A 25,288-nucleotide genomic window follows, 5' to 3' on the forward strand; every position below is an offset into this window, starting at 1 on the left:
TCAGGTTTCTCTACTGTTGGAGCAGCTTGGTCGCCTACTGTTGCTACTGGCCCTGTGTATTCTGGCAATTCATGCACTAGAGCCATCACTGCATTGACACCGCCCTTGAACTCAGGTTTCTCTACTGTTGGAGCAGCTTGGTCTCCTACTGTCGCTACCAGGCCTGTGTACTCTGGCAATTCATGTACTAGGGCTTCAACTGCATTGACACCACCTGTGAATTCAGGAACCTCAAGAACGGGTGCTGGCTCTTCGCCCTTGCTTGACTGAACCGGTTCTTCTGTTAATTCTTGATAGAAGCTCGCCAATTCATAAAACTCGGCCTTGCCACCTTTCCAGGCTAATTTGACATCTAGAAGAGTGCCACCATTTCGGATAGCGAAGGTTTGGAGGCTTGATGTAATGGCACCGAGGTCTAGCCAACTGTCTTGGCCATCCTTAAGTGTTCTAGCAAGAACACGTGCTTGCGCTCCTTCAGGAAGACTAGAAACAAGGCGAAGATGGTTAGCTTTGGTTGGTTCAGACAAGTGATACACCAATTCGCCCTTGTCTTTTTCAGACTTGTAGCTGGTCAAGACTTTGCCATCTACAAGATTATTATAAAGATTGCCCTGGCTTTCTCCACTACTTCCTTCTACTGTTGGATCATTGATTGGTTTGACAAATTCACCATCGTTGATGACTAATTCTGTAAATCCTACAAAACGGGCATCATAGTCTGCTGTATAGAGGACACGGAGATAGTTAGCTTTGACTGGTGTCGTCAATTCACCCTCGATATAGCGATTTCCTGGCATCTTAGAATCGTGTGTCCAACCATCTGTCAACGAATCATCGTGTTGGCTGTTGGCCACACCATCTCCTACTGTCACAACATCTGTCCAAGTTTTACCGTCTTGGCTGACTTGGATCTTACCATCACGAAGGTAGTTTTGTGTTCCGTCTTGGATATAGGCTCTAATCTTCTTGATGGTGCGTTCGCTGCCAAGTTTCAAGGTTACGTGGCCATCTTTATGGGCATAGTCTGAAAACTCAACGAAGTTGTTGTAAACACCGTCAAACAGTTGATCTAGGTTGTTCAGTTTACGAACATCATTGCTTCCGTATGTTGGATGAATGCCCATAGTTGTAGATTCTAGTTTGGTTGGTTGTACTTCTTTGGTTGTCACAAGGAGAGAAGTGGCTGTCACAGCTTGTTCCTGATCTGTTTTATTGACCAGACGAACATCACGTACCAAATGACTCACTACAGATCTGTCTGTCAACTGGCTAGCTGGCGTCCATTCTTGCGCATTTGCAGAATACTCTAGGCTAAGAGCTGGGTTGGCCTGACCTTTGAGCTGGATGCTCTTGATTTGATGGATACGGTCAAGCTTCATTCCTAGATAGCTATGAGCAGGGAGTTTGGTTCCAGCTGGAATTTGAAGCTCGTAACTGCCTAAGCTATCCACCACCGGAGTTTCCTTCAAGGCATCGACGTTGGTGTCTGTTAACTCACTGTTTCCAGAGCGTGTCTCAACAGAGAAGTCTTGGATACGCCACCAGAGGTCGAGCGCCTTAGTATTGCGTACTCGGATATAGCGAGCGTTGATCGCTCTGGTCACTTCCTTGGTTTGTTCTCCTGATAGGCGATCCAACTCTTGCCATGCAGTTCCATCTGTAGAATACTCCAGTACACCTGCAGCAAGCTTATCACCCGTTCCTTGGCGAAGTCGTACTTTAGTGACTGACTTGACTTCACCGAGGTCCAGTTGTGCCCAGGCATCTACTGGTGTCGTATTGCTACCGTCAGCGTTTGCCATCATGGCTTCTGTATTGTCCTTGCCATCAGTGATTTGACGGGCTGAGGTATTTAGTTTATAAACTAGATTTGAGCTTAGACTAACTGTCGTTGCTTGTTGGCTACGAGCTTTTTCAACTGGACGGTTGACTGCAATTTCCTGAACTGCAAACCAAGTGTTCTCGCGGTCTGCTGTCGCAATCATGCGAACTGCCTTGGCCTTGATGTTGAGATTCTCAAACTTAAGAAGGGATTCATTTCCGACATAGCTTGGCTCTTTCAAAGTTACCCAGTTATCATTTTCATCTTGATACTGCACTTCTGCCTTACTAAAGGTATCACGCGGATTTGCCTGCGTTCCCATAGCAAAGGTCAAGGTTTGAATCGCTATCGGTTTGTTGAACTTCATACCAATATAATCACCTGTCTTGATGCTATTTGGTGATTTAATAATCGCATGAGTTGCCAAATCGCCATCCGCTACTTCTGCTAAACCACCTTCTACACCTGTTCGATTGGTGATAAAGGTACTGATGATTTGGTCTGGATGCAAGACTTTTTGAACTTCAGACGCTAGAACTTCTTTCAAGGATAGGATAAATGGACGAATATGTTGAACACCCAATTCAGCTTTTTCCATATGGTCTACATAATGGAAGGTGTGAGTTTGAGACTGTTCGTACAATTTCAAACCTTTATAGTAGCTATCCCAAAGTTTGGCTGCATCGTTTGTATCCATGGCTTCAGTTCCTGTAAGGAAGGCATCGAGAGCATTCATTTGATCGATTGCATTATCCAACCAATAGTGGATTTGGGCAACCATTTTTTTATCGCCTGATGCTTTATAGAGTTCGGCTGCTTCTTTAATCTTGGCAAATTCTGCACGCAAGGCTGCACGTTCCGCAGTCACATCCTGACCTGCTTTGAGCTTGGTCATAAAGTATGTTAATTTTGGAGCCAAGTCTACCGATTCTTCTAGTTTGACGACACGATTATCCATGTTTTGGTTGATCATGTGCTTGCCAAGTTCACGGAAGGCTGCTGATACCTTGCTATCTTCAAAATGACCATTTTCTACAAAGTTGAAGGCAATATCATTGATTTTCTTAGCTTCTTCTTCTGATTTCCACTGTTTCCATGAGTATTGAGCTCCTGAAAAGAGGGCAATCTTAGATGGTTCAGACTGTTGCATTGGGTTCAACATGATACCAGATAGCAAGCTAGGATCCACATTGGGATGAAGGAATTTCTCACCACCACCTAGAATCAAGTGCTGTTTAGAGTTATCTGTTACAGGCCAGTTAATCCAAAGTGAAACTGGGCGATAGGTCTTTCCACCTGCGGATAGATTGTTCTTGAGAGTTGAAAGGAAGCTTTCAGAGACTTCGCCCCAAATCTTACCACCCGTCAAGGTCATGGATGTTGAACTCGGGAGATTTTCATTGAGGGATTTCAACTCATCCTCACGTCCATTACCCCAATACTGTCCAGGAACAAAGATCATTTCTTTGCGAAGACCACTGTAAGTTCCCTGCATCTCAGTCAACCACTTGGTCATATCTTGCATCAAGCGGTTGTAGCTATTGTAGCCTCCGACTGGGCTTGGAGCATCATCTGCAAGGATACCAAATTCGCGGACACCCACTTTCATCAACTGGGTAAATTTAGCCTTGATGGTTGCCAAATCTTCTTGGTAATGCGCTTCATTGCCAAAGCGGATGCGGTTGTTCATGAATGGATGGATAGTCCAGACATAGCGGGTTTTACTTTGATTTCCGACACGAGCAAGTTCACGGATTTCAGCTAATTTTTCTTCTGGATAGAGTTCACGCCATTTCTTGTTGTGGTATGGATCATCTTTTGGTGCAAAGAAGTATTGGTTCAATTTCAAATCGCCACCATAACGCATGAGCTCTGCACGATCGGCATTAGACCATGGATTTCCATAGTAACCTTCGATGAAACCACGGTTCTTGAGCTCTGCGTAATCTTCTACTGTCACATTGCGAAGGACTGGTACTTGGCTTTCCTTGAGCATGTGTTTCAAGGTTGTCAAACCATAGAAGACTGCATCTGTGTCTTTTCCGACGATGGAAATCGAGTTATCCTTGATGCTCAAGACATAGGCGTCAATCTTGTCAAAGAGACCTGCTGAAACATTGGACAAGTTTTGCTCTGCTTGTGAACCTTGTCCATGCACTCCAAGATAGATATTGGTTGCGCCAACGATTGCCGCCTTACCAGTTGTATAAGATACTTGATTGTCCTGCAAAACACTCTTCAAGCGATTGCGAGTATAGATATCGAGTTGATCGCCCATGACCAGATTGACTTGCTTGCGAAGAGCTGTGACACCTTCTCCATAAGTCACTTTTTGTGGAGTTGGGAAGACCTTGTACTCTTTCTTGAGATAGTCTGCGCTCTTGCTGGCAGCTGCAATGCTGTCTTCGCTAGCTGGTTTACTTGCAGTAAATTGATCTGCCAATTCAACTGTTCCATCACCTGTTTGGTCTACATTTGGTTTTTCTGGTGTAGTTGGTTTTTCTGGTTGACTTGGTGCAGGCGTTTCTTGCTCTTCTTTCACAGGTTTTAATAGATGAACTTCGGCTGCACTTGCAAAACCACCAACGCCTTCCAATACTTTCAACTCAATCTTGTTGGTATGCACCGCCGCAAAGTTGACTGTTTTTTCTTGGGCGTTGTTGTCCCAGTTTCCTTCTGAAACCTTGACCATTTGGCCATCTTTTTGTGCGTAGATTTCGTAGCGCGTCACGACACCATTTCCACCACCTGGACGTGGGAGATAAGTCAAGCCATTGACTTTTTCTGCTTCTTTCAAGGTCATAGTAAGGGTGTATGGCGCAGTGTCACCAGTCCACTTAGTATGCCAGAAGGTATTTGGATCATTGTCAAAGGCCTTTTCAACAGCGCCTTCAGTCGCGTTTCCTGGAAGTTGCTGACTGCTTGCCGTTGCAGTAATCTTATCATTTGAAATCAAACGAGGATTTACAAATGGTTTGTCTGACAACTCTGCACTATGCAAGATCCCTTTGAAACCACCGATGCTTTCAAGCGGTAGTACCAAGCTATTGTGGGCAAAGCGAGGGTGGGCTGGATTTGCAATACGCTCAATCTTTTCACCATCCACATAGACTTCTGTAGATTGTGGTTTGGTTACGATAGAGATTTGATAACGTTTGTTCTTTTCAAGTTTTTTATTGAATTGGATATGGAACTGTTCAAATTGATAAGCAAGGTAGCCGTCTTTATCAGCTAGATAGATACGGTTGTCCCCACTTGTTGAGAAGGTTTGTTCCCCGTCTCCAGTGACAGTTACATCAAACTTCAAGACATGACTTGGACCAACATCACCAGCCAAGCCTTCGATACTGCTATCTTTCTCAAAAGCCAATCCCTGTTCGCTTGCCTTCACTTTCTTGCTTGCATAGTTCTTGACTGTTTCAGGATTGATGGTAAACAAGTCGCTTTGATCAATCTCTTTATCAGGATTTGACTGCGGCGCATAAGGACTGGTTGGTAGGGTGCGTTCTGCAAAGGTCGCAGCTGCACGGTCAGATCCCCAAGTGCGCTCCGCAGTGGTTTGCATGCTCTTGAAGAAGCGTTTAAAGATGTCATAAGAGGTCAAACCTGTCTCATGAAGGTCGATATTGTCATTCCAAACTGCGTGCCCACCACCAAGGATGTTTGGATTAGAAGCTTCTAGTAGTGGGCCATGGCCAGTTCGGAAATCGTTTGGTGTCCAACTATTATATTGAGTTTCATAGTTAGCATAATCACCATAACCAGCTTGACGATTATCTCCATTCGGAACGCTATATGTTGGGATATCAGTGATATTAATAATCTTAGCTCCCTGAGCAATGGCTTCATTTGGTCGTTGCCATCCGATACTCCAGATATCAACCTCTACTCCGTTCCAATCAACAGGAGTGTTTCCACGTTTCGCACTGAGTGAGCCCCAGATACGAGGGGTGTAACCTTTAGACTTGATATATTGGGTCAAATCATTGACATAGCGACGGTAACTTTCTCTGCTGCCATAGTATTCATCCGTTCCGATATGAACAGTGGACACGCCATGAAGCGGTGCATCTGGACCATCGAGGAGTTTGTCATAAACTGATTTGACAAAAGCTAGCGTTTCATCATATTTATTATCTAGGTCCAGCATGGCAACACGTTCAACATTGTGTTTGCCAGCATAATCACTCAAACTACCTTGATACATGAGGTCTGGGCGGACTTTGACAAAGGACAAGGCGTGACCTGGTGTGTCAATTTCTGGCACTAGATTGATATGTAAGGCCTTGGCAAGTTTAATCAGATTTTGCATTTCTTCCTTGGTATAGTGCTCATCTGATGTCAATTTTTGACCATTCTTACCGACAATGTCTGTCTCCACACGGAAACCAGTCTTGGCATGTTCAAGTACATACTTGAGTTCTTCTTCTTTAGAAAGATTCTTACCTGCCAAGTGTTCCTTGAGGAAGATATAGTTATCGTTGAGGTGCAACTGCAAGTCGTTCATCTTGTAGTAAGCCATGTTGAGCATGATGTCCACAAGGGTGTCGTAAGGGATAAATTTACGACCTGTATCCAACATAAAGCCACGGTGGCTGAAACTTGGGAAATCACGAATTTCGCCATTTTGTAGGTCTGTTTCTCCCATTTGAAGAAGAGTCCGAGTGGCGTAGAAGGCTCCTGTGTTTGTGGCAGCTTCGATGGTAATCACATCATTTTGGATAGTGATGCCATACCCTTCTTTACCATAACCCTTGTTTTCAACCTTTTTAAATTCAATTCGTTTTTGAGCTTGCTTGTCACCTGTTGCTAGTTCCAATCCACGGCTGGCAAGGTCTGACTGATAGAAGGTTGCAGCCTGATCAAAGCCAGAATCACCCGTCGCAAGAACTGTATCTGAAGTGATAGCAGATTGGCCTTCTTTCCCATACCATTGTTGAACAGCTGGTGCTACTTTTGGCTTCATATCCACACCTTCGTCCTGATGTAGCCCCTTGATGACTACTTCAAACTCTTTTGTAAAGGTATGACTGTCTCTGATTTGTTGCACCATGACCTTGACGCGTTGGTCTGTCAAAGGCTTATAGATGTGATTTTGAAGGTCAATCACACCTTGCTTGTTGCTTCCGATAAGGCTAACTTTCCCTGGCAAAGTTGGTAAGACAAGAGACTGTCCGTCTTCTGCTACTGTTAGTTCGGTTACTTGGCGGATATCCGTTACCCTACTATGGTCCGGAACGTTTGAATAAGCTCGAATTTCTTGGATGCCAACGTTTCTCCAACCCATTGTGCCCGCTTGATAGTCGTTAATTTCTAACTTAAGATATTTAGCTTGAATACTTTCAGCTAGGTCAACTTTCTCATCTAAAACAGGTTCTCCAGTTTTGGTATGAGCTAGTTTCCATTGTTTTTCTCCATTAGCCCCCACATCTTCTTGGCCTGCGTAATAGAGACTCCAAGATTTGATATTTGGATCATTTTGCCCATTACGAAGACGACGATCCCAGTCTATTTCCACATGTTTGATGAGGGTAGTTTTTGGAAGAGTTAATTCAAAAGTTGGTTTTACTGCATCTCTATCTGTAGCCCAACGAGTATTGTCATCTCCGTCGATAGCCTTATCCGCAGTAAAGTTGGTACCAGTCTCATGGTTGTTTGCTTGGGCAGTAGCACCTTCGAGATGATTGATATCCTCTCTATCTTCGATTGTCTTTTCAGCTGGTTTTACTGCTGGTGTAGTAGTTTCCGCAGGTCGATTTTCTGCCTTTGGTGTTTCAACCGGTTTCGGCGTTTCAACTGGCTTGGGACTTGCAGGACTTGTCTCTGGTTTTGTCTCTTCACTTGCTGCAGGATTGGTTCCCTCATCAGTCGCTGGAGTTTCTTCATGACTTGCTTCTGTTGCAGCTTCTGCATCCGCCTTTTTAAGCGCATCGGCTAAATCATCGGGTAACTTATCCAGTGCTTCAACATGGGTGATGCTTCCCTCTGTTTCTGAAGGAGCTGCTGTTTCTGCTGCCTGAACCATATTGGCGCCAAAGATACTAGCACCAATCATCACGGAGGCTGCACCGATTGCAAATTTTCTTATACTATAGTGACAGCGTTTCTCAAAAAAATGTCTATCCATCTTTCTCCTATTCCTTTCATCCGCATACCTGAGTAAGCGGTATCATTTCTCCTTTGAAAAAGGAGAGAACCAAGAGGTCCTCTCCGGCTGTTTGTTCCTTTTTGATTCGAGTTGCTTTGAACTGCTGAAATCAAATCTCATTACTCTTCTTTACGTTTTGTCGCAAGGACCGCAGCAGATAAAGCGATGCTCACACTTGCTAAGAAGAGGGCTGCTTCTGAACCATGTTCTCCTGTAGCAGGAAGTTGCTCTTCTTTATCTTCCAGAGTTTTGGCATCAACTACTGGGCTTGGAGTGAGCGGGTACTCAGGTTTTTCAACTGTTGGAGCTGCTTGATCTCCAGCAGTAGCCAATACACCTGTGTAGGCTGGTTTCTCGTTTACCAAGGCTTGAACCGCATTGACGCCACCCTTAAACTCAGGGACTTCATTTGTAGCTGCTAGAACCGCATTGGCTCCACCCTTGTATTCTGGTAATTCGTGAACCAAGGCTTGAACTGCATTAACGCCGCCCTTGAACTCAGGAACCTCATGTACAGCTGCTTCTGCTGCATTGACGCCGCCTTTGAACTCAGGTAGGTCATGAACAGCCGCTTCTTCTCCAGCTGTTCCGTAAGGACCTGTATATTCAGGAACTTCAAGAACAGGAGGTTGCTCTTCACCCTTGCTACTTGTTGGAGCGTCTGGTTTGGTAGCAGAATCTTTTAATTGGTTGAGATAGTCTGCGAAGTAGGCCACCATTCTTTCCGTCAAGAGATGGTTATCCGTCGCATATTTCATGCTTGCCTGAACGCTAGCTACTTCCTCTTGATTGTCTTTGTCTGTTAATTTCTGCGCCTTAGCCAAAGCTGCTTCATAGCCAGAAATGTCAAAAGGTGTTTCTGCTACTTGCGGACGGGTAAAGATAAGCTCTGCTGCAGATTGGTATTTATCGCCACCATCTCCGTAAGTCTTGGTACCAGTAAGGACAATTTTCTTAGCCTTGATTGTCTTGCCAAAGTCAATGTCTTTTGGTTTGTTGTTATTTGGCCAATCTGTCACTGTGAAGGTATGTTCTTTACCAGACTCATCTGTGACAACCAGTTTCACATCTCGCAAGTTTCCATTTGAATCAGAGGCACGTGGAACATAACGAAGTCCTGTGATTTCAGTAGGTTCTTTCAAGACCATAGTTGCAGGCTTGCCTACATCTCCACCATTCCAAGATGTATGCCATAGACTAGACACATTTCCATCAAAGGCATTCTCTAGACCTTCGCCTGGTTGAGCTGGCGCATCCAAACTTTCAAAGTCTTCTGCTACCAAAGCTGTCTTCTTCTGAACCAAAGCATTCTTCAAAGCTTCAATCTTGGCAATCTCTGCACGCGCCTCTTCCACGCTAATATCATCATCTGCCTGACTGAGGTTAAAGACAGCCTCTTTCAAAGCATCCATAGACTCTTTCGTATAGTTGGTCATGGCAACCGTTGGCAAGTAGTTCTTGAGAGCATTTTCTGTCAACATCTTACCTGTTAGGGTAATTTCTTCGATGTGAAGATTATCCATCATGAAGTCGTTATAACCACGGAAGTTGGCATTTCCACCAGAATCACCACGAGTATTGCTTGCATTACCAGTTGAGTAGATACCTACCCAAGTATCGCCTGTTTCTGCACCTGTCACGAGGAAGGTTACTTTCTTGGCTTTCTTAGAATCTGTCCAAGTATTTGGCAATTCATGCATTTCCAAGTTGCTTGCTTGAGTACCACGACGACCTGACTGGAATTCTCCCTTACCAACTACAAAAGCATAGGTATTGTCTGATCCAGCTTCGTATTCAAAGGTTACACGGTAAGTCTTACCTGCCTCAAAGCGGAAGTTTTGCGGAATAGTTTGGTAAACCAAGTTACGACGGCTCACTAGTCCATTTGTCTTCAATGACCAATTTCCATCGATAACATCATCAACTTTCTTACCGTTCCAACCACGTTGTGTATATGGATCATGCTTTTCAGACAAGTGAGTGCGGTTGTCTTCAACACCTTCGACACCGCCCACTACGAATGGAAAGATACCCTGAGCAACATTTTCAAAGTCTTGCTTGAAGGTTCCTTGACCTGTATCGTGCTTGTCTCCGTACATGCTTGAATTATTTTCAAAGGTACGAATTTCATCAAAGTATGTTGCTTCATCACCAGCTTCACGACTCAATGTCAGAGTGACATTTGATACGTCCGATCCAGTTGTAAAGAAGGCGTACATGTTTTGGAAGTAACTTGTATCATCAACTGTAGCATTTTCCCGACGATTGTTATGAGCATAAGCTTTGATATAGTTGAGAGCGAGTGACTTATTGGTGTAGGTAGTCACTTCTTTCTCGCCAGTATTCACTGTGATACTTGCCTTAGCATTACTACGGTTATCAACACCGACATAAACCGCATACTTGGTATTTGGTTTCAAGCCAGTCAGTTTCTGAGTAAGGCTGACCTTGCTCTTATTACCTTGGATACGAAGCATTTCATTTGCACCCTGTGATTTGACAATTTCTGCCTTAGATGCATCACCAGAAATGGTCCAGTGTTTCAAGGTTCCACTGTTAAATCCTTGGTCATAGATGTGCATGCCTTCGCTCCATGACATTTCAGGATTGGTTTGTTTTGAACGGTAGAGAACGTATGGTTGATTTGCTAGAAGGTCTAGGGTAATCTTACCATCTGTTACAGTTAGTTCTTGCTCTTCTGTCTTACCTTGGTCAGTTAGCTTGTAAAGGTAAACCTTGCTATTTGCCCAATCGCTTGGAAGTGTCCAAGTTGTTGCACCGGCCTGCGTATTGAAGTAGTACATTTTTTCCTTATCAGTAGGAAGTTTCTTACCATTCGCATCACAGTTCCAAGGAGTCAAGTAAGCTGAACCATCTTGGATGACACGTCCGTTGAGCGTTACTGTACGTTCGCGGTATTGCGGGCTATTGACATCATTTGACTTACGAGTCACAACAACCTTGTTACCTGCTGCATCGACTAGCTCAACCTTCATTTCTGGAGTCCATTTATAGGTGCTACCATTATCGGTCATGGTAACTGGTGTACCATTTTCCCATTTACTTACAGTGAAGTGTTGGAAGTACTTAGTCATGACATCATGGGCAAATAAGTTGGTTACATAGCCATTGTAGTCGCTTCTTCCTTGCCAGCCTTCAAAGTCTTTCATGCTGTAGCCACCTAGAAGTGGGTAGTTGGCTGCACCACCGTAACTTCTGTAGTCCCCAACCCAAGAATCTTTTTGGTGGTTGCGGATAAAGCGGGTGATAGCACTGTTGATACCTTTATTAGTATAGCCACCATAGGTCAAGTCAGCTGCCCAGTGTTGGAAGGTAGAGTCGTATTCACCACCATGACCCCACTCGATCGCAAAGCGCCAGCCTTGTTTGTTGATCTCTTTAGCAAGAACGTGGGTAGCCCAGGCACCGTTATCACCTGATTGGCCATTGCCCCAAACGTCCACATAGATAAAGTCGAGACCATCACCAAGTTTTTTCTTCAAGTCTTCCCAGCGAGCCAAACGTCCATGCGCCAAGTCATAAGCAGCATCAATGTTGATACCTTGGTCTAGCCAGTTCCAACCATAGCTGTAGCTTCCATCTGGATTCTTACGAAGAATATTTTCATTAAAGTATTTAGACTCAGGATAAGTCTCAGATGCGTTCACGTGGATACCTAGATGAGCTCCATATTTCTTCGCTTTTTCGATCAAGGTCTTGAAGTCTTCGACACCACCAATACGTTTACCAATATCAGCATAGTTCAAGTGTCCAGAGTCATGACCTTCACTACCATATCCTTTAAGGAGAACACCTTGCCCAAGACCATCTGTGTGGAGATTGATCTTCTTGATACCATCCAAGGTCATAAGGAATGGGTTTTGTGCTTGTGAACCAAAGTTCATCGCGATACGATAAGCTGTGATATCCTTAACTTTTTCCCAACCTTGAGGGTTGTTCATGATGCTACGATAAGCAATGGCACCATCTTGCCAATCGACTTTGTTGTCTGCATTGGCATCCTCAGTAATGACAACTTTAGCACTTGGAAGTTCCTTAGTGTACTCTGGATATACAATCCCTTTATAGGCTTTTTCCCATTGCCATTCAGAACTTTGAATTCCCACATAGTTTGTATTTCCAACAGTTTGTTTGAATGCTGTCAAACGAGTCCAGTCATTCGAACCACCACCGTAGCTGTTTTGAGAGTTACTCCAAACACCTGCAGCAAGCTTATCTGTAGAAACAAAACCATACATGTAACCCTTAGCCAAATTTTTCATTGGATTTGTTACAGCAATATGTTCATCTCCACTGACATGGGTATTGTTTGACATCGTTGCTCCGTCAAACTTAGCTCCAGTTTGGTCGCTTGAAACCGACACAAGTGAGTTCCCTAAGAAATTGATAGAGGAGAGAAGTTTTCTTTCATCATCAATCTTCTGACCTGGAGTAACTTGATTGTGGTTGACAATCTTGGTCACATCAAAGTGCAATTGATTGTCCACAACTTGCAAACGAACTGTCATTTCTGCATTGATTAAGTGAGCATCATCGCGAAGCTTCATCAAGTATTCTGCTGTTGTCTCATTGATTTTTTTGTAAGTAACTTCAGGTGTGATTCGATGGTTATTGATAAAGACTTGGTTGAACTGTTGCACCTGTCCTGGCAAAGTATGTCCATTCAAGGTGTATTCCTTGACACGAGGGAAGGCTTGGTCAATCACTGCCTTGAGAACCTTAGACTGGATCGTATCATAAGTCACCTTGCTATCGTCAACGGCCGGACCTGTTTCTTTCTGGGCAGGAGTATCATCCGCTTTTACACCTTCCTGATTGTCTGTTTTAACGCTGACAACCGTACGGTCATTGCTATAAGTTCCTGCCTTGAGAAGGATCTTCTTCTCATTTTTAAGATTCTCGTTGACCGCCCCAGGTAGGGTCACTGTATCAAAGAGATTGACATCATTGTTGCTGGCATTGAGTTGTCCATCTGACTTGAGAGTGATAGAAAGACGGTTTACAGAACCTGGTTCTGGTGCTGCCACACGGTTGCCTTTATACCATGTGCTATTACCTGGAGTTTTGTATTCCCAGAACCAGCCACCTTGGTCATATCCAACAAAAACATTGTTCTTGGTATCTTTAAATTTCAAGAAGACACCAAAGCGTGATTTGCCCTTTTCAGAATCATCTTTGAAGGTTAAATCAACCGTCGCATTTCCATTAGCGTCAACTGTTAATCCTTGTTTTTCAAACAAAGCTGGTTTGCCATCATTGTCATTTTGGGCCGTTGAAGACAGTTGATTGTAGCGAACACCCTTTTCTTCACGAATAGTGACTGTTCCTTGTTGCTCTTTATTCGCTACTGTTTGCCATTCTGGAATCACTGTCTTAGGTGTTTCAGGTTTAGCAGCTGCAGGTTTATCCTCTTTTGGTTTTTCTTCAGCCGGTTTCTCTTTCTCTTCCAAGTCTGCTGGTTTCACACTTGAAATCCCCTGTATGTGGTCTTGGATCCATTTTAGTTGAGCTGGTGAGAAGAGAATACCGCCGCTCCGTTTTCCAACTACACCATTTTGGTGAACACCAACTAGTTTGCCTTCTGTATCAAAGATACCACCGCCACTAGCGCCCGGTTTTCCTCCTTGGTAACCAATCCCTTGGACACCTTCTCCGTATGGTTCCGCAAAATCAACTGTAGTATTGACAATCGGATTCAATTTCCCTTCTGGATAACCAAAGACATGGAGTTTATCTCCAATTTTCTTAACAACTGGCTTTTTAGTTACTTCAACAGGCGTATTTTCTAGAACTGTACGCAATCTCACAAGGGCTAAATCATTTTTGAAGCCTTTCAGGTAGCCTTCACGATCCCAATGAATGATATCTTTCTTGCTAAACTTGACATCTGGCAATCCTGGATATGAGATGCTATAGATATCTCCATCCCCTTGGTCATTATCCACAACCTTACGGATATTGCCGTCTTGGCTATCCTTTATAAAGTTATGAGAAACCGTCAAGACAAGGTCTTTAGCAACGACAATACCGCTGCCTTCTCCTGATGGCGTCTTAATCTTAACAGTCGCGCCGTAGTTTAATTCCCCATTGGTAGTCTTAGCCACATCTTCTGGGACGAGCTTCCCAGTATCTTGAGCCAATTGATCCTTGTCAACTTCACGCCCATTATCTTCAGCTTTCTCCAACTTACCTTCTAATTCTTTTGGCAAATTGCTTGGCTTTTCAGACTTTTCTTTTTCTTGAGCCAACAACTCTTCTTCTGTTTGAGGGCCTTCAGTAGTCTCAGCTGAACCAGGATTCTGAGCGGCAGCTTCCTTGTCAAAATCGTGCCCCTCATCACTAGCCTTCTTATCCAAATCAGCTAGTTCACTCGGCAAATTATCTGTTGAACCAACTCTTGCTTGATCAGCCAATACTGGGCTAGCTGCGAAGAAAGTCGCTCCAATCATCACCGAAGCTACTCCAAGCGTAAACTTACGAATACTGAACTTACAGCGTTTTTCAAAAAATCGTTTATCCATGAACTCCTAAATCCTTTCATTTTCCAGTAAGCGTTTACATTTCTTTTTTAAAAAATACTCCTTTCTCTGAAAGTGCTCTGCTTAACTGTTATAAATAAAAAATAATTGTACTTTTAATATAACAAATAAAAAGGCAGAAAGCAATAGGAAATAGGTAAAATTCACTAAAATTTTCTCTTTTCTGAAAAATCCTATCTCTAATCATTCAGGGACTTATACCAAGATAAAAAAGGACTTAACCATCATGTCGATGGCTAAATCCTTTACTTTTTTAAAGTTATTTCACATGGTTTGCGAGTTCTTCTTGGGCCTTTTTATTTGACTCTTCTTTTTCTTTCAACCATTTTTCTTGAGCTTTTTGGTATTCTTCTGTTGTCACTGCCTTATCTTGTACTTCTAGATATTTGTACAAAAGGGCTTCGCTCATACCCTTGTTACCAGAGTATGCAAATGGAAGTGTAAATGGTACCATCTTAGACAACATTGGACGACCAGTTTGAGAAGTTGTTGGAATGAGCAAGGCACTGTCTGTCAACCAAGCTTGGGCAGCAGCATATTTCTCATAACGTTTTGAAACATCAGTAGTTTCTTCACCAGCTTCCACAACCATTTTTTCGTAATCTTCTAAACCGACTTGCTTAGCCGCAGCGTTGTTTGTCCCAGAATCAAATCCTAGATATGTTTTCGTATTTTCTCCTACAGAAGGCTTGATAATATCAAGATAAGTAGATGGATCGATATAGTCTGGAGACCAGCCCACGTTATCTGAGATATCCCAGTCTTCTCCAGCCGCAGTTTCAGCGAAGTAGGTAATGTTTTGAACATCATCTTTTTGGAGCTGTTGAATATCGATAACCACATTATCTGATCCTAGATTTTCTTCAACTGACTGTTTAAAAGATTGAACACGTTGAACTTTTGTTGTATTAGTTTGGTCTACAGGCATGTCCAAGTGGATTGGGAATTTCACACCTTCCGCTTGAAGAGCTGCCTTAGCTTTAGCGAATTCTGCTTTGGCTTTGTCAGGATTGTAGAGGCCATCTTGGGCATCATCCAAGTTTACGTTGCTCCACTCATCTCCATAGGTCACCAATTTTTCCTTAACTAATTCCCCAAAGCTTTTACCATCTGCCTGTACAAATGTAGGAGGAACAAATAAGTTACGAAGCAGTTTAGTAGCCCCACTTGCACCATTTACTTGAGAAGCGTAGGCTGTTCTATCAAAACCAAATGCAATAGCTTGACGGAAGTCCTTATTCAAAAGTGCCTTCTTGGTTGATGCTTTTTCCTCATCTGTTGTCTTAGAAGTGTACTTATAAGACTGACGATCGATATTTGTGCCTACTAAATAAGTAGTAGAATCTTGTTGGGTATAAACGATATTGTCTTTGAATGTTTTTTCAGTCTCTGAGTAACTAGCACTTGTTGGGAAAAGGCGAGCCATTGTAAAGCTACCGTCTTTGAAAGCTTCAGTTGGCTTATTAGTATCTTGACCATCCCAGAAGGATAATTTCACTTTATCAAGATGGACATTGTCTTTATCCCAATAGTTTGGATTCTTTTCGAACTCGACTGATGATTTGGCTACGATTGATTTGAGTAAGAATGGTCCATTATAGAGAATACTGCTTGGGTCCGTACCTTTAGCAAAGTCATCCCCTTTAGAGTTCAAAAATTCTTCATTAACAGGAGCCAGAACACCCATTGTTGTCTTAGAATTCCAGAAACTTTCTGGCTTGTTCAATGTGTATTGAACGGTATAATCATCAAGAGCTTTGATTCCTACTTGAGAAAAATCTGTAATTTCTCCTTTGACATAGGCATCCAATCCCTTGATAGATTCCTGAACCAGGTAAAGACCATCTGATTTCTTATCAGCAGCATACTTAAGACCAGTTACAAAGTCTTGAGCTTTAACTTCTGCATACTCCTCACCTTCAGATGTATACCATTTTGCATCCTTTCGGAGTGTATACGTGTAAGTCAATCCATCCTTAGATACAGACCAATCCTCAGCCATAGATGGTACAAAGTTCCCATAGCGGTCATTTTCAAGTAAGCCATCAATAACGTTGCTAGTAATATTTGCTGTAGCTGCCTTACCAGTTGTCAAATAGTTTAGGTTATCAGGATCCGTTTCGTAAATGTATGAGAATGTTTTCTTACCTTTAGCATTTGAACTTGATCCAGAGCAAGCCGCAAGAGTCGCAGCTGCCAATAACGTCACACCCGCAAGGGCAAGTAGTTTTGAACTTTTCATTGTTTTCTCCTTTAAAACTTTCACCCCATTATAGTCCCTTTTCAGAAACATGTCAATATAATTTTCAGAATTTTTGAATTAATTTGGTAAATTCTGAAAAATAAGTTTTCTATTATAAAACTATGATTCTCTAATACTATATTTTTATATCTTAAACCATCAAAACAAGGACCGAAAATCAGATTTTTTATCATTTTTTTGCTATGATTAGATAGAATAAAAGTTAAGGAGAAGACAATGATATTAATTACAGGTGCGAATGGTCAACTCGGTACCGAACTACGTTATTTACTAGATGAACGAAATGTAGACTATGTTGCAGTTGATGTGGCCGAAATGGATATCACCAATGCTGAAATGGTTGAGAAGGTATTTGCTGAAGTCAAGCCAACTCTGGTCTATCATTGTGCAGCCTACACTGCTGTTGATGCTGCAGAAGACGAGGGGAAAGAACTGGATTTTGCCATCAACGTAACTGGAACTGAAAATGTAGCCAAGGCCTCTGAGAAATACGGAGCTACTCTGGTCTATATCTCGACAGACTACGTCTTTGATGGAAAGAAACCCGTCGGACAAGAATGGGAAGTCGATGACCTACCTGATCCGCAGACAGAATATGGGCGTACCAAGCGAATGGGGGAAGAACTTGTTGAAACCCTTACGTCACAGTATTACATCATCCGCACTGCTTGGGTCTTTGGAAATTATGGCAAAAACTTTGTCTTTACAATGCAAAATCTTGCCAAAACCCATAAAACTCTCACTGTTGTCAACGACCAACACGGCCGTCCAACTTGGACACGTACCCTGGCTGAGTTTATGACCTACTTGACTGAAAATCAAAAAGCATTTGGCTACTACCACTTATCAAATGACTCCACTGAAGATACCACTTGGTATGACTTCGCTGTCGAGATTCTTAAAGACAGTGATGTTGAAGTGATTCCGGTAGACTCCAGCAAGTTTCCTGCAAAGGCCAAACGTCCCCTCAATTCAACCATGAGTTTGGCCAAAGCGAAGGCGACAGGTTTCGTCATTCCAACCTGGCAAGATGCCCTCAAAGAATTTTATAAACAAGAAGTAAGAAAATAACAGATTACGACATACATAAAAAGCAAGAGAACTCAAGGTCTCTTGCTTTTTAGTATCTGATTATTTAATCACTTGTTGTGTCTTAGCATAGTTGGCTTCGACTGCTTCTTTTTCAGATTTCCACCAGTCTTGGTTGTCTGTGTACCACTTAATGGTCTCTTTGAGACCTGCTTCAAAATTAGTAAACTCTGGCTTCCACCCTAGTTCATCACGGAGCTTGCTAGCGTCGATAGCATAGCGAAGGTCGTGACCAGCTCGGTCCGTCACGTGATCATAAGCGTCAGCAGGTTGCCCCATCTCCTTGAGGATGAGTTCCAGCACTTCCTTATTGTTCTTTTCACCATCCGCACCAATTAAGTAAGTTTCACCAATTTGACCTTTGGTCAGAATCGTCCAAACACCTGAAGAATGGTCATTGGTATGAATCCAGTCACGGACGTTTTTACCTTCACCGTAGAGTTTTGGCTTGATTCCACTCAAAATATTGGTGATTTGGCGCGGAATGAACTTCTCGATATGCTGGTAAGGACCATAGTTGTTTGAACAGTTGGAAATAGTCGCTTTGACACCAAATGAGCGCACCCAAGCTTTGACAATCAGATCTGAAGCTGCTTTAGTTGATGAGTAAGGCGAGCTGGGATTGTACTTGGTTTCAGCCGTAAATTTCTCACCTGGACCTTCTCCATGACCTGGCAAATCTTCTCGCAGAGGTAGGTCACCATAGACTTCGTCAGTTGACACATGGTGGAAACGAAGGTCGTATTTACGAGCTGCTTCCAAAAGAGTGTAAGTCCCAATGAAATTGGTGTGGATAAATGGACTCGGATCATTGAGCGAGTTGTCATTATGGCTTTCTGCCGCATAGTGAACAATGGCATCTGCTTGAGCAGCTAGCTTATCGACCAAGGTTGCATCTGCAATATCTCCAACAACCAACTCAACACGATCACCTAAAATTGCTTCAATATTGGCACGATTACCCGCATAAGTCAGCTTGTCCAGCACTGTCACATGGACATCTGGGAAGTTGTTATAGACATAATGAACAAAGTTAGAACCGATAAAACCAGCCCCACCTGTCACGATGATATTTTTGTATTCAGTCATTTTTATTCCCTAATTTTTTTACAAATCTTCTTTTCTTAGTGGTTTGACATCCTTAAGCAGTGGATGATGTTTATCTGCTTCCGAAACTTCTGCTTCTGCTAGGTTTTCCCACTGGATGCCCAAAGCTGGGTCTGCATAGTTGACAAAAGCATATTTAGGCTTGAGTTCAAGTGCCCAGTAGTCATTGACCAGATAGCTATAAGAAACTGTATCCGATAGGACTTGGAAACCATTGGCTACGCCGCGAGGGACAAAGATTCCCTTACTTGCATCAATCTCGGTCTGATAAACATTTCCAAAAGTCTCACCTTCACGTAGGTCAACCCAAGAACCCAAAACCTTGCCACCATCTGCTACTGAGATATACTTGTCCCAAGGTTCAGCATGGAGGCCTCGGAGAACATTTTTGTGAGAAAAGCTGACATTGTTTTGCAGTTTCCCTTCAGCAAAGAAGCTTTCAGGAAAACCAAGCGGTAGCATCTTTTCTTTCTGAAAATTTTCCTTAAACCAGCCACGATTGTCACCATGAACCGGAATGTCAAACTCTAACAAACCTGGAATGGCATCAATCTTGCGCACTGCAAGTGTTTTGCCGAAAAAATTATCTGTCATCTAAATTTCTCCAATCAAACGGAGCAAGTATTGCCCGTATTCGTTCTTCTTGAGAGGTTGCGCCAACTTCAGCACATCTTCGCGGCTGATATAACCCATTCGGTAGGCAATTTCTTCTAGATTGGCAACCTGAACATTTTGCATCCTTTGAACCGTTTCGATATATTGGGATGCTTCTAACAGACTCTCATGTGTCCCTGTATCCAGCCAGGCAAAACCACGTCCCATAACTTCAACTGACAAATCCCCACGCTTCAAATAAGCATTGTTAACATCTGTGATTTCCAACTCGCCACGAGCACTCGGTTTGATCTGTTTGGCAATCTCCACAACGTCATTGTCATAGAAATAAAGACCTGTCACTGCATAGTTAGAGCGAGGATTCTCTGGTTTTTCTTCTATGGAAATAGCATTCATGTCTGTATCAAACTCGACCACACCAAAACGCTCTGGATCCTTCACTTGGTAGCCAAAAACAGTCGCGCCCTTCTCTTTCTTGGCTGCCTTTTGAAGCATTTTGCTCAAACCAGGTCCATGATAGATATTATCGCCTAAAATCAAGGCAACACTATCATGACCGATAAATTCTTCACCGATAAGAAAAGCCTGAGCAAGTCCGTCGGGACTAGGCTGTTCCGCATAGGAAAGCTTGATCCCAAATTCGGAACCATCCAAGAGCAGGTCCTTAAAACGGGGTAAATCCTGTGGTGTTGAGATGATCAAAATGTCCTTAATCCCAGCCAACATCAAGGTTGACAAAGGATAGTAAATCATGGGTTTATCATAAACCGGCATCAGCTGTTTTGATGCAGCTCGAGTAAGTGGGTACAGTCGGGTACCTGAGCCACCCGCAAGAATAATACCTTTCATAATAGGCTTCCTTTCTAGCTAATTACCTATCCTATATTCTATTTCATTTTGTCCCAAATTCCTTAAGGAATTTACTTCAATTTGGATAAGGCAGCTTTTAAATAGGCTCCGTCTCGAAGAGCAACTCCAACTTTCCTAGCCTGTTCTGAAAGTTCCTTGTAGTCTTGAAGTGTCAAACCGTCTAGTACTTTTTGGAGGTCGTGTAAAGAATCAACTGCTAGACCACACTGTTTATCCAGTACAAAATGCGCGAGAGCCGACTCTTTCCAAACTATTAGGGGAAAACCTGAAGCTAAGTAGAGAGAGGCCTTGTGCGAGTTGTTAAAGCGTAGGTAGTTTCCATAAGAACCTTGGCAGGTTTCTGAGCTGTCTCCGTCCCAGACCAAACCAAAACTACCTTCAAGAGCAGCTGGAAGATCATCTGGCATAAAGGAGCCAAAGTAAGTAGTATTTTCTAAGGCACGACTTTCATCGTAACCAACCCCATACAAGTTATAGGCTGGATGTTCTGGCAAGTTATAAAGATAGCCTGACTTTGCAGGGTTCAAATTTCCAGCTACGATAATAGGTTGGTCTTTTTGAGGAAGAGCTTGTACCTCAAAGTTAGGAATCAGGTAGTCAAAAATTTCCAAGCTAACCATTTTATCTGCTGGCACTCCTTGACCTACCAGAACTTTCTTCATGATATCGTTATGAACGATAATACCATCCACTGACATCAAAGCTTTCTTTTCCTGGAAGTAATTGCGCACTTTATGACGGAATTTCACTTCCGAACCTGCTGCATGACGCAAGGTTTCAATATCATGGATCAACAGATAGAATTTTGCTCCTCTTTTTTGCGCCTGCTTGATGAGTTGTGAGATGAAAAATGTATGGTGGATAATAGGGAACTGAATCACCAATTCATCTCCGATTCCCAACTGATCAAACACAGACTTGGTCGCACGATATTTGTGTTGTTGAGCTTTAAAGAAATTCATCTTATACCAATTCTCAACCTTGAGCTCCAAGCCCTCATAACCCTCTGAGATTAGAATAGTTTCCACGTCATTTCGTGCCTTACTCCCTGCATTCTTTTCGTGTGCATTATGCAGAAATGAATCTTTCAGATAATATTTCACCTTTTCTCCCCTTTATCTGTGACGTTCTTAGATACACCCTAGTTCTTCTTCTACCACATCCAATGCGCGTTCAACAGTCACGTGCATATCATAGTATTTATAATCTGCCAAGCGACCACAGAAGATAACGTGGCCATTTTTCTCAGCTTCTGCTAGATACTGCTCATAAATAGCATTGTTTTTGGCATCATTGATTGGATAGTAAGGTTCATCTCCTCTTTTCCAATCTGCTGGATATTCTCGAGTAATAACCGTCTTGTCCTGAGTCCCAAACTCAAAATGTTTGTGTTCGATGATACGCGTATAAGGAATATCACGTTCAGTATAGTTGACTACAGCATTTCCTTGATAATTTTCTTGATCCAGAATCTCATGCTCAAAACGGAGACTGCGATACTCAAGTTCACCAAACTTGTAGTCAAAGAACTGGTCAATCATCCCTGTGAAGACAATCTTAGTTGCTGAAGCCTCCAAGTTCTCCCGATCAGCAAAGAAATCTGTATTAAGCTCTACTTCGATTCCTTCCAACAACTTTTCGATGATGACATTGTAACCACCAATTGGAATCCCTTGGTAACGGTCGTTGAAATAATTATTGTCATAAGTCAATCGAACTGGTAAACGCTTGATGATAAAGGGTGGTAGTTCAGTAGCAGAACGCCCCCATTGCTTTTCGGTGTAACCCTTGATTAACTTTTGATAAACATCCGTACCAATCAACTTAATGGCTTGTTCCTCTAAGTTTTTTGGCTCAACATCTTGCATGTGTGTCGTCTGCTCAGCAATTTTGTCCTTGACTTCTTGGGGTGTCTTTGTCCCCCACAAAGCATAGAAAGTATTCATGTTAAAAGGCAGATTGTAAAGATGTCCTTGATAGTTGGCAATAGGAGAATTGATGTAATTGTTAAACTCCGCAAACTGATTGACATAGTCCCAGACCTTTTTATTAGATGTATGGAAGATATGAGCCCCATACTTGTGGACATTGATTCCTTCAACAGATTGGCAATAGATATTCCCACCAATATGTTCTCGTTTATCAATCACCTTCACCTTCTTGCCACGTTTGTTAGCTTCGTAGGCAAAGATTGCACCTGACAAGCCAGCACCGACAATCAAATAATCGTACATAAAATCTCCTTATTTCTTTAAAACACTTTTTAGTTCTTGAAAATCCAAGACACGTAAGACCAAAACCAAGCCACCATAGACTAGGAAGCCAAGGGCAGCATATATCAAGACATTCACAACAGACGAGAAGTGTATGAAAGTTTTTACAGAATACAAGGCGCCGTACATCAAGAGAGCAGCTAAAAATATTTTTAGCATAGATGGACGGATCTTAACCTCTTTTAGATACGAACGTGTAAAGTAGAGTTGGATCAGCCAGACCAAACCTTCAGTCACAACAGATACGATTGACGCCCCAATATATCCCAGAGGCGGGATCAAGAGGAGATTCAAGCCAACACTAAAAACAGCTGGAATGGTTGTTGATAGCATAAATTCACGATTGCGATTATGAGGTATCAAAATCTGGATGCCCATTATGTTAGTCCAGCCAATAAAGAACATTCTAAAGACCATGATGGCAATCGCATAGCGAGCATCTTGGAAGTCTTGCCCCAGGAAAAAATTGACAAAATCTTTGTTAACAATTAAAATCCCCGCAATCATCGGGAAGATAACCAAGTTATACACTAAGAAAGACATTTCATGTAACTTGTTAACCGCCTTTTGATTACCTGATGAGAGGAGATTGGAGACCCGAGGCAACATAACACTACCAAGCGACGTTACCAAAGTCAACAAAATATTCAATAATTTCAAGGCTTGATCATAGATCCCGACATCCTTGGTCGAAGACAAGGCACCCAACATGGTGCGATCTAGCGTGATGTAGAGTGAAATGGCAATCTGTGGCAGAAACAAGAGAATGACTGGTTTGATATGCTCTTTGGCATAGGCTATATCCAAATGCGGCTTGCGAATGTGCTCCCGAGCAGGAAGCCACATACTCAACTGACCTAGTAGATCATAGGCAACCAAGAGGATGATATACAAGTACAAGTCGGATGGTTTCTTAACAAATAGGAATATCGAAACAACACCTAGAAGTTTGACCATTGTGTTACGAGCTGTGATTTTTTTGAAATCTTCTAACCCTTGAAAAAGCCAAGAAATATCAAAACCACGAGACAGCAAACTAAAGCCAAGTATATAGGCAATTGGATTGTTCATCGACGGCACAAGTAAGCAGACAATGATATAAAGCGTAACTGCTAAACAGGTTGAAAGGACTTGTAAACTGTAAATACCCCAGAAGGTCTTTTCGACTTCCTTACGATGGCCGGAAATTTCCTTTGTCCCATAATTGGCTACTCCCAGCGTCGCCAGTAGGATAAAATAAGTCACGATAGAATTATAGTATCCGTATGACCCCAAATCATCCGAGGAGAAAACCCGAGTAATATAGGGTGTAGTAATGACTGGTAAAACGATTACTAACAGCTGATAAGAAAGATTATATAAATAATTTTTTAATACTTTCACAAGGAGTTCCTCGTTGTAGATTTCTTCGATTCAAATTCAATAACTGGCAAGGTTGCAAATAGAGTAAACATAAAAATATTATAAGACGGGCGAACCCAGAAGGCCTCAAACATACAGTTGACTGTTACTAAGGCCAGGCAGGTTAACAATAAATAGTTCTTCCTACGATAGAGAGCCCAAGACTGAACCATGTATAGGCATACCAACATAACAACTGGAATCAAACCGTAAGTAAATAACATTTGTACATAAGACGAATCTACATAGTCATAGTTCAAAACCGTTTCTGTCTTTCCTCCATATCCAACAAAGGAAATTCCACGAATTCCAAATAACTGTACGCCATATTTCTTAAGCGCTTCATGTCCCAAATACAATCGCATGCCGAAAAAGTTATTCAGAGAAACATATATTGGATGAGACCAACTAAACTTGTTGGATAGATAAATCATGACCGAAGAAGCGATACCAGCCGAAAAAGGCAGTAGGGAAAATAAACGCCATTCCGTCTTGTTACGATAATAAAAGTATAGAAAAATTCCTGTTGCTGCTAAGATGGAGCCTGCATTTAAACGGGCATCGCAATAATAAATAATAAAGGCCGCCAAGGCTACACCTGATAGGGTTCTTAGGAAGATAAACTTCTTTCTAAGGAGATAGGAAAGGGCAGTAAAGAGATAGAAACAATGAGAGGCAAAGTCGGTTGGATAGATAAAACCAAAAGAGTTACGTACAACCACTCCCACGGGGCGAGTTTGAACAAACTGTAAATTAGGAATAACATTGACTAACGATAGTAAAATAATAAACACTATAAAAGATAAACTCGTCCAAGTATAAATTTTAAGTATCGACTCTAAATCTGCTTTATAAAGAAAAACAATCAACAGCAAAAACATTAAACCATTTAAGTTTCCTGCCTTATAATAAACCATACTTCCAACTAAAATGAGGGTAGGTGCAAATATTAAAAAACTCAAAGAATAGCTACGAATATATAAAAAACGCACAGCTAGTAACATGATTGCAAAGAAAGGAACAAAATTAGGTATACTAGGTAATACAGGTGCTAACATTGAAGTGTTTATCATATCTATAGAAATTATCACAAATAAAACTGCTGTCACGAGCAATTTATCGCGTTCTATCTTTAACATT

Annotated in this window: 11 protein-coding genes; 1 reads left to right on the forward strand and 10 read right to left on the reverse strand. The window is 42.2% G+C overall.

The features are described 5' to 3' along the window. The 3 genes from HMPREF2853_RS08860 to HMPREF2853_RS08870 form a co-directional block, all read right to left on the reverse strand. On the reverse strand, positions 1-7,949 hold a 7,949-nt coding region (locus tag HMPREF2853_RS08860), incomplete at its 3' end, for an SIALI-17 repeat-containing surface protein (RefSeq protein WP_261674247.1). 140 nt (positions 7,950-8,089) lie between these two features. After that, positions 8,090-14,512 (reverse strand): SpGH101 family endo-alpha-N-acetylgalactosaminidase, encoded by a 6,423-nt coding sequence (locus tag HMPREF2853_RS08865; protein WP_083306911.1) that lies wholly within the window; start codon positions 14,510-14,512, stop codon positions 8,090-8,092. 277 nt (positions 14,513-14,789) lie between these two features. Then, on the reverse strand, positions 14,790-16,772 hold the full coding sequence (locus HMPREF2853_RS08870; RefSeq protein WP_070535877.1) for a peptide ABC transporter substrate-binding protein: 1,983 nt from the start codon (positions 16,770-16,772) through the stop codon (positions 14,790-14,792). Between the two features lie 237 nt (positions 16,773-17,009). On the opposite strand from HMPREF2853_RS08870, the gene rfbD reads away from it, so the two are divergent. Further along, positions 17,010-17,864 (forward strand): dTDP-4-dehydrorhamnose reductase, encoded by an 855-nt coding sequence (rfbD, locus tag HMPREF2853_RS08875; protein ID WP_049501014.1) that lies wholly within the window; start codon positions 17,010-17,012, stop codon positions 17,862-17,864. Between the two features lie 60 nt (positions 17,865-17,924). Here rfbD and rfbB read toward each other — a convergent pair whose 3' ends face one another. The 7 genes from rfbB to HMPREF2853_RS08910 all read right to left on the reverse strand — a co-directional run bounded on the left by rfbB (position 17,925) and on the right by HMPREF2853_RS08910 (position 25,287). Then, entirely contained in the window at positions 17,925-18,971 is a 1,047-nt protein-coding gene (rfbB, locus tag HMPREF2853_RS08880; protein WP_049501012.1) for a dTDP-glucose 4,6-dehydratase, read from the reverse strand. An 18-nt stretch (positions 18,972-18,989) separates the two neighbouring features. Further along, on the reverse strand, positions 18,990-19,583 hold the full coding sequence (locus tag HMPREF2853_RS08885; protein ID WP_049501010.1) for a dTDP-4-dehydrorhamnose 3,5-epimerase family protein: 594 nt from the start codon (positions 19,581-19,583) through the stop codon (positions 18,990-18,992). Next, positions 19,584-20,453: a glucose-1-phosphate thymidylyltransferase RfbA gene (gene rfbA / locus HMPREF2853_RS08890; protein WP_007520644.1), complete on the reverse strand. Its 870-nt coding sequence runs from the start codon at positions 20,451-20,453 to the stop codon at positions 19,584-19,586. 71 nt (positions 20,454-20,524) lie between these two features. Continuing rightward, positions 20,525-21,577 carry a glycosyltransferase gene (locus HMPREF2853_RS08895; protein WP_070535880.1) on the reverse strand — a complete coding sequence of 351 codons (1,053 nt, stop codon included), beginning with the start codon at positions 21,575-21,577 and terminating at the stop codon, positions 20,525-20,527. Between the two features lie 27 nt (positions 21,578-21,604). Beyond that, positions 21,605-22,708 carry a UDP-galactopyranose mutase gene (gene glf, locus HMPREF2853_RS08900; RefSeq protein WP_070535883.1) on the reverse strand — a complete coding sequence of 368 codons (1,104 nt, stop codon included), beginning with the start codon at positions 22,706-22,708 and terminating at the stop codon, positions 21,605-21,607. A gap of 9 nt (positions 22,709-22,717) precedes the next feature. Continuing rightward, entirely contained in the window at positions 22,718-24,130 is a 1,413-nt protein-coding gene (locus tag HMPREF2853_RS08905; RefSeq protein WP_070535886.1) for a flippase, read from the reverse strand. Next, positions 24,127-25,287 (reverse strand): polysaccharide polymerase, encoded by a 1,161-nt coding sequence (locus HMPREF2853_RS08910; RefSeq protein ID WP_070535890.1) that lies wholly within the window; start codon positions 25,285-25,287, stop codon positions 24,127-24,129. The genes HMPREF2853_RS08905 and HMPREF2853_RS08910 overlap by 4 nt, the downstream gene beginning before the upstream one ends. Position 25,288: the final 1 nt, after the last annotated feature.

It is taken from the genome of Streptococcus sp. HMSC077F03, from assembly GCF_001812375.1.
Taxonomy (GTDB): domain Bacteria; phylum Bacillota; class Bacilli; order Lactobacillales; family Streptococcaceae; genus Streptococcus; species Streptococcus oralis_S.